The organism is Paenibacillus ihuae (genome assembly GCF_001368795.1).
In the GTDB taxonomy this organism is placed as follows: Bacteria; Bacillota; Bacilli; order Paenibacillales; family Paenibacillaceae; genus Paenibacillus_AQ; species Paenibacillus_AQ ihuae.
In genome coordinates, this window is the sequence record NZ_LN831199.1 from 481,005 (window position 1) to 491,801 (window position 10,797).

A 10,797-nucleotide genomic window follows, 5' to 3' on the forward strand; every position below is an offset into this window, starting at 1 on the left:
CCGCTCCTCCAGTTCCAAAATTCCCCTACATCACTTTTCCCTATATGTTTATTCACATGAATAATGGAGTTTTACGAGAGCGACAATAAACCCCACATCCTCCGGTTACGGCTGCATTCCGTCCTCAATCCGCTTCATGAACTCTTCCACAGCGCTGTAGCCGAGCTGCTTGAGGTACCAGTTGTTGGCTGCAGCCTCGATCAGTCCGGCGATGTCGCGTCCCGGCTGAAGCTGAATCTCAATATGCGGGATCCGTACCCCGAGATATTCACTATACTGAGTCACCTGCTCCAGTTCATTGTTCAGGGAATTCTCCTGCCACGGGCATAGTTCGATGTCCAGGACGATCCGGGTTTCATCCTGAAATGCCGTGCGGCCGTATTGGCGTACAACGTTAATCAGGCCTATACTCCGCAGAGCCAGGAACTCGCGTGTGGTCTCATTATGGGTTCCCAGCAGCGTAGCCGGGCCCAGCTTTTTAAGCACGACAATATCGTCCGCTACGAACCGGTGGCCTCTGCCAATGAGCGTATGCGCGGTTTCGCTTTTGCCGATGCCGGACTTGCCACGCAGCAGGATGCCGATGCCCGACACATTAATGCATACCCCGTGAATCGACAGCTCAGGCGCAAGTGTCTTCACCAGATAGCTGTCCAGTTTGGCAATGAACTCTGTCGTTGTCTCCGGCGTCCGCAGCAGGGGAATGCCCTCCTGATCGCAGAACAGAGTCAGGTAAGGGATTTCCTGCTGGCCTGTCGTGACAACGAAGCATGGCGGGTGATATTTTACAATGTTTCCGATATGCAGCATGCGGTCTTCTACGCTTAGCGTCAATAAATAATTAATTTCCTTGCGGCCGAGCACCTGCACCCGTTCCATAGGGAAGAAATCAAAATATCCGACAAACTCCAGGCCCGGTCTGTGCGTCCGCGGGCGGGTAATCGTGCGGTCCATACGGCTGGCTCCGGCAAGCACTTCCAAATGAAATTTCTCGGTAAGACTTTGAACAGTGATCGACTTCATAATTGTTCTCCTCCTGCGGCCTTCTCTTTTTCATATTCCCCTAAATAGCTTGTATTCTAACCATGCTGAATATATATTAAAATCAATATATAAGACTTTAGACCCATAAAGCTTCATAATTACCAATAATAGCAAGAAGGTGTAGCAATTGAGTTTGGGATCCTGTGTTGATTTAATCCTGTGTTTTATTTTATTTCTATTGTTTATATACATATTTGCTTCTGTCACGATTACGAAATTGCACAAGGTATATTTAGCCTTTCACTTTTTCATGATGCTGTGGCCTTACTGCCAGTTCGCGATCAAAACCGTCGATAATCCGGTCTATCAGCTGTTTTATTTAAAGCTTGCCTTCGTGGATGCTGCTATGCTGACTACAGGCTGGATTTTTTTCACCATTCTGATTTCCGGCCAAACCCAATTTCTAAAGCGGAAAATATTGATGCTTCTAATCATCCCGGCCTTCATCTCCTCGCTCGGTGTGGTGCTGAATCCGAACGGCTGGTTTGTTCTTCCGGTTAACGGCGGATATGTCGAAAGAATCTATGGCCCTATTTTCTGGATCAATATTTCCATCCTCATTATCCACGCCATTGTTTCCTTATATATTCTATATGTAGCGCTCGTCTCTGACCAGACAGACCGGATAAAAAACCAGGTCATCTACATGCTTAAAGGAATCCTTGCGGTAACCGTGTTTCTTCTGCTTGATATCTTCCTGAATGTCGTCCTCGACGATTATCTGCCGGTCATTCCGGGATTCACTTCTCTGGGCATAGTGATATCCGCCGTTTTCTTCCTGATTACCATTCACCAGGATAAAGTATTTGATATTGTGACCATCGCCCATCAGGACATTATTGATACGATGGAATACGGAATACTGGTGCTTGATGACCAGGAGCGGGTGGTAGAGATTAATCAGGCGCTGCACCCCTACTCGGTGCTGAAGACCGGTGACCGGTTCGATATGGAAGTCATCCTGCCGGACAGTGCAGAACATGCAGAACTTTTTCTGCATAAATATCTGAAACAGCCGGATGAGAGCGCTGAAATTGAATTTCTGCATCAAGGCAACGGGTTATACATCAGTATTCATGTCGCGCCTATTAAAGTCAGTGCCGTCAGGGTTGGGCGGATCATCACCTTCCAGAATATCACAGAGCTCCGCCGGCTCATTGATGAGACTAATCATCAGAATACCATTCTGCAGGAAAGAAATGAATCCTTAATTAAGGTGCAGGAGGAGCTATTTCAGACGAACCGCAAGCTTATGAAGATGGCCATCACCGACAGCCTGACAGGATGCTATAACCGTCATTATCTGACGCAGCAGCTAGAAAAAGAAGTTAACCGGAGCCGGGATTATGCACTCCCGTCTGCACTTATCCTGATCGATATCGATTTCTTCAAAGCGGTGAATGACCGTTACGGTCACTTAGCCGGGGATGCGGTGATTTGCGGGACAGTCGAGGTCCTCCAGCAAACGCTGCGGCAGGATGATATTCTGGCCCGGTACGGCGGAGAGGAATTCATTATCTATTTACCCGGTACGGATGAGGCCCAAGCCCTCGCTATAGCGGAGCAGCTCAAATCCAATATCGAATCCAATAAAATGAGTATCGATAATATAGATCATCCGGTGTCGGTTACCATCAGCATGGGTCTGCTAAGTGTCAGTGATTTCAAGGCCCGGCAGCCCAAGGAGGCTTCCGCCTACTTGAGCGACTTGTTCAAAACGGTTGACCAGGCCCTGTATGCCGCTAAACATCAAGGCCGCAACCGGATAGTCCAGGTTAGGGGGTAAAGGAAAAGACCAGTTCCGGGCGGGCGAAATCCGCCGTTTGAACTGGTCTTCACTCTTTTATTGAAGCCTGATAAGCCCCAGTGCTAGTGCATGGCTTCCGCAAGCCCGGTGAAAATCACGCCCAGCGCATAGGCGCCGGCATCGGGATAACCGAGGCTCCGCTCGCCGACCGTACCCGCTCTGCCCATCCGGGCCACGATCGTTTCGGTCTGCTTGGCTCCTTCCACAGCGGCAGCCGCCGCCTTGCCTGAAGCCGTGCGGAAATCTGCACCCTGCAGGGCACTGTTCTTCCACGATTCGGCGTAGGGAACCAGCGCATCGATGAGCGTCTTGTCACCCACTACAGCCCCTCTGCCAAATGCTCTTTCTCCGGTGTCCTGAATGCCTTTGACTACAGCAGCCATCATCTCAGCGAACTCCTGCATCGATAATTCGCTTCTGGCTCCGGCATATTTGCCCGCAGCCCGGAAGCCTGAACCCCAAATGGGGCCGGAAGCCCCGCCGCAGTGCTCCATAATAACCAGCGAGCAGGCATCCAGGAAGCTTCCGATATCTGAAATATGCTTCTCCGTAATCTCTTTCCATTCTGTCTTTAATTGCTTGAACCCTTTGGCGACACTCATTCCAAAGTCACCGTCTCCGGCATGGGCATCCAGCTCACAGAACGGAATCTCATTCTGGATAATGATTTCGCTCATTTTATCCATGCCGTACAGCAGATTGTTCAGGGTCAGCTTATCTCCTGTAATCGTGGCATAATCCGCATCCGTCTCACAGTTAAAGGATACCGGCTGCTCCTGCTCCGGCTCCCTGACGGCCTCTGTATATTTCACCGGTTCGAACGGTCCCTGCAGGAACAAGGCAGGGGTATGACACTCGTCAGCAAGCAGCTCCTTGAGCTGATCATCCAGCTTCATCAGCGACAGGGAGGCCCCTGCCATATCGATGCTGGTCATGAAATTACCGGCCAGTACGTTATGTACTGTAATTTGTCTGGCATCCAGTTCACGGACGACCGAGTTGTTCAGCAGATACAGCTCCTGAAGCGGGGTGCCGCCGAATCCGTTGACGAGTACGGTAACCTCCCGGACCTTGTCTCCGCTTGCGTTCAGGCTCTCCAGTAAGGCAGAAACCATTCTGCCTGCCAGCTCATCGGCTGTTACGACAGGCTCTCTGCGGATACCTGGCTCACCGTGAATGCCGACCCCATATTCCATTTCATTCTCCTCAAGCTTGAAGGTAGGCGTTCCCTTGGCCGGAACCGTGCAGGAAGTGAAGGCGAAGCCGATGCTCCGGGTATGATCAATTGCCTTTTGGGCCGCTTCCTTCACCTCCCGCAGGGACATTCCCCGCTCTGCTGCCGCCCCGGCGATCTTATGCACCAGGACCGTACCGGCTACCCCTCTTTTGCCGACGGTGTAGAGGCTGTCTTCCACGGCGATATCATCATCGACCTTCACATAATCGACCTCAATGCCGTCTTCGCCCGCCAGAAACGCGGCATTCTTGAAATTCATCATATCGCCGCTGTAATTTTTGATAATTAACAGGGTTCCCTTCTGCCCCGCCGTAGAGCGGATCGCCTGGTACACCTGAATTTGGGAGGGAGACGCGAAGATATCGCCGCAGACTGCGGCATCCAGCATCCCTTTCCCGACGAATCCGGCATGGGCTGGTTCATGTCCGCTTCCCCCGCCGCTGATTAACGTCACTTTGTCCGGATTCAACTGCTTCTTCGTGATGACTTTGTACTTGCTGTTGAATTCCAGTTCAGGATGGGCCAGCACCAGCCCGCTGCACATCTCCCGTACCATTGTCTCCGGTGTGTTTATGATTTTCTTCATTTTATACCCCCTTGGCCAGCTTGTAGTTCCGGCCTAACTGGTCTGCTACCCGAATGGCTGCGGCAACAGCTTCTGCAGTGACCGGGAACGGCATCGAATGAATCGACTCTTCCGCAATGCAGGCTTTCTGCGCCACATGCAGCAGCTCTTCAGGCGAAATGCTGTCCACTCCAATGTCTGCCAGGCAGACTGGAAGACCCACAGAGACACAGAATTCCAGTACCTCGTTCAGCTCGCTGCCGGCAGCATTCTCAAGCACCAATTGGGTGATAGTACTGAACGCCACCTTCTCGCCGTGATAATAGTGATGCGTTCCCTCAAGCGAGGTCAGCCCGTTATGAATCGCATGGGCAGCAGCAAGTCCGCCGCTTTCAAACCCGAGGCCCGATAACAGGATATTAGCTTCTATAATATTCTCCAGCGCAGGTGTGACCTGATTGCAGTCGCTCGCCACCTTGGCATTTAGTCCGTCTTTGAGTAAAGTTTCATAGCAGAACTTCGCCAGCACAAGTGCCGTATTTGTTCCTTTAGCAGGTCCGCACACGCCCTCGCGTACACCGCAAGGCAGGCCCGCATTGACATTCGAGTAGGAGTTTGAAGTCGCCCGGGCTTCGAAATAAGTCGAGAGCGCATCCCCCATTCCGGATACGAGAAATCTTGTCGGCGCATTTGCAATCACCGTTGTATCGATCATGACTACACTGGGACTTTGCTTGAAATAAGCATAGTCATCGAACTGTCCCTCCGGTGTGTACAGAACTGCGGAATGGCTTGTCGGCGCATCGGTCGCCGCGATCGTCGGCACGATAATCAAGGCTTCGCCTTCGGCTACGCATTTCGCCGTATCAATCGCCTTGCCTCCGCCGAGGCCGATAGTACAGGAACAGGAATTCTCCTGGGCCAGCTCCTTGAGGCGCGCGACCTCTTCGCGGGAGCATTCACCCCGGAAGTTGCTCTCTACGAGCGTAATCTTGAACTTATCGGCGGTAAAATCAAGCTTCGCCTGCACACGCTTCACGTCATCCGGGTGGGCGATAAGAAGTGCTGAATTGCCGAAGGTCTGTACAAAGTAACCGAGGTTGAAGAGCTCATCCTCACCTTGCACATATTTAGTTGGGCTGATAAAGGCTTTTCTCATCTGAACTCCTCCTAAAAGTTTTGCGGAAGATCCGCTTCTTTTGAAATAGCTTTGCAGCAAAACTGGCTTCGGAAGCATAGACCTAGTTTTGCGGAAGATCCGCTTCTTCTGAAATAACTTTGCAGCAAAACTGGCTTCGGAAGCATTAGCTAATTCCTTTTATAGGTCAAGTATAGTCTGCCCAATATCGATAAGCACTGTACTATCCCCACTAAATTAAGCGTTTTCACATTGTGTTTTCTTGTTATATACTTGTCTAATAGTATAATCTTGCACTCATATTCCCAATTACCTATGCTTTCGCAACATTAAGGAGGACAACCATGAGCAATCCGCTGTTCAATCTGGAGAATATTATCGATCTGGAGAAATGGCATGTACTGCAGGACTCCCTAGCGCTCGTCACCAAGATGGCGATTATTACCGTTAACTATAAAGGTATCCCCGTCAGCAAGCACAGCTACTGCCAGCCCTTCTGCCAGGGAGTGAGGAAGGATGAGGTGCTGTCGCCATACTGCCAAAAATGCGATGCCCGGGGCGGCCTTGAAGCCGTAAGGCTCAATGCCCCTTATATCTATCAATGCCATTTCAACATTGTCGATATTGCTATCCCGATCATCATTGATAATCTATACATCGGAGCGGTCATGGCCGGACAGATCAGGCTACGTGATTCCGGCCAGCAGCTGGAGCAGTTGGTCTCACGGCCGCCGAGTGCCGATACGGGAGACAAGTTCAAGGCGCTTGAAGCGGAGTATGCGTCTTTGCCTACCTTATCCTATGAAGAAGTATCAACCACCGCAGATATGTTATTCCACCTGTGCAATTATGTTGTAGGTGAAGCCATCTCGAAAAATACGACGATCCAGATGTACAAAAAAACGCTGCTCAGGGAACCGGCCTCACCCGTCATCGACCTTGCTCCTGCCTCCAATCAGGTGTACGGCCATCTTCAGGCGATGCAAAACGAGCTATCCCATACGCTGGTGGAACATTCGATTAAGGAGCTTAGCGTGATGCAGTTCCGGTCATCCAATCCGCTGCTGCAGCCTGCCTTTGATTATTTCTATCAGCATAAGCACAGGAATATTACCCTGAACGACATGGCCAAACAATGCCACATCAGCCCGAGCTATTTCAGCCGGATCTTCACCAAAGAGACCGGGGAGAACTTCTCCACCTTCGCTCCGCGGCTGAAGATCGAGTGGGCCAAGCAGCTCCTGGAGACAACCGATCAGCCCGTCAATCAGATCAGCGACACGTTAGGCTTCTGTGATGCCGGCTATTTCATTAAGACATTCAAAAAGTTTGAACACCTCACCCCTTCCGTATACCGGACTATGTATAGGGATAGACAACAATGAGTACAATATTTTCAACAGAAACAGAAACTAAACAGGACATACCTGAGTTAATATCTTAACAGACCAAAAACAGCATGACTCAAGCGGGGGTTCAGTCCCCATCGGAGCCATGCTGTTTGTTTTTATGTCCTATAACTATCCCTAGCCGCAGGATTCATGTACTATGTCAGAAATAAGCATGCTTCTGCGGTGCTTCTTCGCGCAGGCCCAGCGTCTTCGTAATGGACGCCAGCACCTCCTGAAGCATTTCCGGGTGTGCCGCCAGGGACACGCCATAGGAAGGGATCATTTCTTTAATTTTCGGCTCCCACTCCTTCATGTGCTGCGGGAAGCACTTTTCCAGCACCTCCAGCATGACATGAACAGCCGTAGATGCTCCCGGAGATGCGCCAAGCAGCGCAGCTATCGAGCCATCGGCGGCGCTGACCACCTCCGTACCAAATTGAAGTGTCCCTTTGCCATCCGCGGTGTCCTTGATTACCTGCACACGCTGGCCGGCAACGACGATTTTCCAGTCTTCGCTTTTGGCGTTCGGGATAAACTCGCGCAGTTCATTCATCCGCTGCTCATTCGATAGCATCAGCTGCTGAATCAGATATTTGGTCAGAGCCATTTCCTTGGCACCTGCCGCCAGCATCGTGAACAGATTATTCGGTTTAACCGAATTAATCAAATCCAGGTTGGAGCCTGTTTTGAGGAACTTCGGCGAGAAGCCGGCAAACGGGCCGAATAGCAGCGCCTTTTGATTGCCGATATACCGGGTATCCAGATGCGGAACAGACATAGGCGGAGCGCCGAGCTTGGCTTTCCCGTATACTTTTGCATGATGCCGCGCGACAACCTCGGGATTCTGGCAGACCATGAATAATCCGCTCACCGGAAACCCTCCGATATGTTTGGACTCCGGGATGCCGGTTTTTTGCAATAAAGACAGGCTTCCGCCGCCAGCACCGATAAAGACGAATTTGGCCGCATGGTATTCAATCTGCCCGTTATCCAGATTCTGCACTTTAACCTTCCACAAGCCATCGCCAGTCCGTTTAATATCCTTAATCCCGTGCTTGTAGTGGACCTCAACCTTCCGGCTTTGCAAATGGTCGAATAACAGCCGGGTCAACGCGCCAAAGTTAACATCTGTTCCTGCGTCAGTTTTGGTTGCGGCGACCGGCTGATTCGGGGTGCGTCCCTCCATCATCAGCGGGATCCATTCCTTCAGCTTCCGGGGGTCATCGGAGAACTCCATCCCTTGAAACAGCGGATTTTTTGATAGCGCTTTAAATCGCTTGTTCAAAAAACTAACCGCCTGCTCCCCCTCCACCCAGCTCATGTGCGGGATCGGCATAATGAAGTCCTGCGGACGGCGAATTAAATTGTGGTTCACCAGATAAGACCAGAACTGTCTGGAGAGCTGGAACTGTTCGTTGATTTTGACAGCTTTACTGATATCTACCGACCCGTCGGGCTTCTCAGACGTATAGTTGAGCTCACACAGTGCGGCATGACCCGTACCTGCATTGTTCCATTCGTTAGAGCTTTCTTCTCCCGCACCTGCAAGCTTCTCAAACACTTTAATTTCCCAGTCCGGGGCCAGCTCTTTCAGCAAAGCTCCCAAAGTTGCGCTCATGACTCCTGCACCAATTAAGATAATGTCTGTTTTTTTCTGTACGCTGCTCATAAAAAACCTTCCTTATCTCTTGTATATTTGCAATAAGAAGCCGGGCCGCTCAGGGGCTAAAAGAAGCAAGGCTCCACTCAGGGATACTATTAAAAAGGTTATCGGCTATTATCAGATAATTATATACAATTTGAAGCAAATAAAAAATCAAAAGTTCAGCGCTGCTGCCTCCAGCTGTCTAATCACTTCGGTGCGCGCCTGCTCCGTGAATTCCAGTCCGCCGCCCGTTTGGACAATCCGGCCTTCGCCGATCCGTCTGTCCAGCCAATCGCTGACAAAACCCGGAGCATATCCGCCCTGCCCGAACTCGCCGCCGAAGGCAATCATCGAGGGGTACACCTCAAGATATGCTTCACGGCTTGGCTGCGGATAGGCATTCGTATACAGCCAGAACTGCACATCATACATGAGCAGCGACAATTCATCTGCGTGAAAAGAGAAGTACCCCTTCTCCTCAACAATACGCGTGCACACCGCCCGGATTCGGGACTCTAGCTGCTCTGCTTCTGTTACCCGGCTGCACAGCTCCGTCAGCAGAGGCGAGAACCGGCCCTGTGCTACCTTGCGCAGATTCTCTTCCTTATCTTCCTCTGAGGTATCGAATGCCTCCTCATTCACCAGCCCGCGGATAAAGGTCTCGAAATCTGGCGCCAGATACGTAATTTCGTAGTTATCCTCCTGATTCACATGAATAACCTCCGGCTCCCCGTCCTTCCCGCAATAGCGGTAGTCCAGCATGATCACATCATGTCCGGCTGACGGACAATCGCAGATCACCACGCCAATGTCAGGATAACCCCATTCTTCAATCATGAACGGACTGCCCAGCTCCCCGCAGAGAGAGTATTGTTTGTCCCGGCCGATGCCCATAATTCCGGTTATGGCGACATGATCCTCTGCCCAGGAGGTCGCTTCTTCTGTAGGAAAGCATGTATTATACGGAACGCCGCCGTTGTGCTGCTTCATCAGCGCAATGTAGGAAGCCGGCAGCTTGTAGCCGAGTTCCTCCTCAACCGAGGCGATCAGCTGATCACCGGGCGGCTCCAGGACATATTCCTTCAGGGCATAGTCACTGTCATCCCAGAAGGCAGACAGGTCCATCCCTTCAAAAGGCACCGCACGCTCCGCTTGCTCAGAATCTCTGCGCTGTCTGCTGAGCTCCCGTCTCATTAAAGTCAGCTTCTCTTTAGCCGCTTTCTGCCAGCTCCACTCGAGCAGTCTTGCCGAATCGCCGTCATCCGGGTCTAGAGCCACCGCGTGGCCGAACGCCTGCGAAGCTTCCTCATATCTCTTGAGATAATAATAAGAATATCCTATGCGGAAATGCCACAGCGGGTCGCTCTGCCCTTCCCCGGCTATCTGCTGAAACTGCTCCAGCCCTTCCTCATAACGTTCCAGATTGTTATACGCTCTGCCCAGGCTGCTGATGATTCCGTAGTCCCTTTCACCCGGAGGAATCTCCAGCAGAGTGTCAACAATCTGCTGATGCTCTCCGTCCTCATGCCACTTTGCCAGCTGTGCGGTCAGGATAGTATCCATAGCCCTGTAACCTGCCTCCCCAGTCCAAATATGATGCTATTATTCTACCAGACTGGAGACAGCAAATGGAAATCAGCAGAACCTTCGCGCTAAAGGAAATAAGGTTCTTTTGTCGAATACCTATGCCTAAACCGGCTATTTGTACAATTTTTGCCAATCACACCACGGGAGGAATGAATCATATGGCTTTTACGATTAATAATCTCAAAGATAACAATAATGTTGTGATTAAGGAACAGCTTGGCGGATTTACAGTGATCGAATACAAAGAGGATTTGAGCAGTACAACTATGCTGGAAGCACAAGCCAACTACTTCATGAGCAAGATCAATATGCGCAATAAGCAGCTGATGATCGAACTGAATAACAGTGAGGTTATGTTGAGCGCTGGTGCTATGCAGTATATG

General features: G+C 50.9%; 7 protein-coding genes and 1 pseudogene. 3 read left to right on the top strand and 5 right to left on the bottom strand.

Features of this window, described 5'->3' with window-relative positions:
- Positions 1 to 105 precede the first annotated feature (105 nt).
- Positions 106 to 1,023, bottom strand: coding sequence for an HPr(Ser) kinase/phosphatase (hprK, locus tag AQR02_RS21820; RefSeq protein WP_054942525.1), 918 nt, complete (start codon positions 1,021 to 1,023; stop codon positions 106 to 108).
- A 154-nt stretch (positions 1,024 to 1,177) separates the two neighbouring features.
- Between hprK and AQR02_RS21825 the strand changes: the two genes are divergently transcribed.
- Positions 1,178 to 2,830 carry a histidine kinase N-terminal 7TM domain-containing diguanylate cyclase gene (locus AQR02_RS21825; RefSeq protein ID WP_280818656.1) on the top strand — a complete coding sequence of 551 codons (1,653 nt, stop codon included), beginning with the start codon at positions 1,178 to 1,180 and terminating at the stop codon, positions 2,828 to 2,830.
- A gap of 83 nt (positions 2,831 to 2,913) precedes the next feature.
- Here the strand turns inward: AQR02_RS21825 and dhaK are convergent, their stop codons facing one another.
- The gene (gene dhaK / locus AQR02_RS31520; protein ID WP_082452011.1) at positions 2,914 to 4,674 is read right to left on the bottom strand and encodes a dihydroxyacetone kinase subunit DhaK; all 1,761 of its coding nucleotides are present in this window, start codon (positions 4,672 to 4,674) and stop codon (positions 2,914 to 2,916) included.
- Position 4,675: 1 nt separating this feature from the next.
- Positions 4,676 to 5,812, bottom strand: a complete 1,137-nt coding sequence (locus AQR02_RS21835) for a glycerol dehydrogenase (protein ID WP_054942527.1) — start codon at positions 5,810 to 5,812, stop codon at positions 4,676 to 4,678.
- A gap of 323 nt (positions 5,813 to 6,135) precedes the next feature.
- Here AQR02_RS21835 and AQR02_RS21840 point away from each other — a divergent pair, with 323 nt between their 5' ends.
- Positions 6,136 to 7,176 (top strand): PocR ligand-binding domain-containing protein, encoded by a 1,041-nt coding sequence (locus AQR02_RS21840; RefSeq protein WP_054942528.1) that lies wholly within the window; start codon positions 6,136 to 6,138, stop codon positions 7,174 to 7,176.
- A 166-nt stretch (positions 7,177 to 7,342) separates the two neighbouring features.
- Here AQR02_RS21840 and mqo read toward each other — a convergent pair whose 3' ends face one another.
- Together mqo and AQR02_RS21850 are read right to left on the bottom strand one after the other, a co-directional pair.
- Positions 7,343 to 8,851, bottom strand: a complete 1,509-nt coding sequence (gene mqo, locus AQR02_RS21845; RefSeq protein ID WP_054942529.1) for a malate dehydrogenase (quinone) — start codon at positions 8,849 to 8,851, stop codon at positions 7,343 to 7,345.
- A gap of 147 nt (positions 8,852 to 8,998) precedes the next feature.
- Positions 8,999 to 10,390, bottom strand: a complete 1,392-nt coding sequence (locus tag AQR02_RS21850) for an SMI1/KNR4 family protein (RefSeq protein ID WP_054942530.1) — start codon at positions 10,388 to 10,390, stop codon at positions 8,999 to 9,001.
- 182 nt (positions 10,391 to 10,572) lie between these two features.
- Here AQR02_RS21850 and AQR02_RS34735 point away from each other — a divergent pair.
- Positions 10,573 to 10,797: pseudogene (locus AQR02_RS34735) on the top strand (AIM24 family protein); the annotation flags it as partial.

What these genes read in the sequence shown, in the direction of transcription:
- hprK (WP_054942525.1), bottom strand. Translation starts at nt 1,023, where the DNA reads ATGAAGTCGATCACTGTTCAAAGTCTTACCGAGAAATTTCATTTGGAA.
- dhaK (WP_082452011.1), bottom strand. Translation starts at nt 4,674, where the DNA reads ATGAAGAAAATCATAAACACACCGGAGACAATGGTACGGGAGATGTGC.
- AQR02_RS21835 (WP_054942527.1), bottom strand. Translation starts at nt 5,812, where the DNA reads ATGAGAAAAGCCTTTATCAGCCCAACTAAATATGTGCAAGGTGAGGAT.
- AQR02_RS21840 (WP_054942528.1), top strand. Translation starts at nt 6,136, where the DNA reads ATGAGCAATCCGCTGTTCAATCTGGAGAATATTATCGATCTGGAGAAA.
- mqo (WP_054942529.1), bottom strand. Translation starts at nt 8,851, where the DNA reads ATGAGCAGCGTACAGAAAAAAACAGACATTATCTTAATTGGTGCAGGA.
- AQR02_RS21850 (WP_054942530.1), bottom strand. Translation starts at nt 10,390, where the DNA reads ATGGATACTATCCTGACCGCACAGCTGGCAAAGTGGCATGAGGACGGA.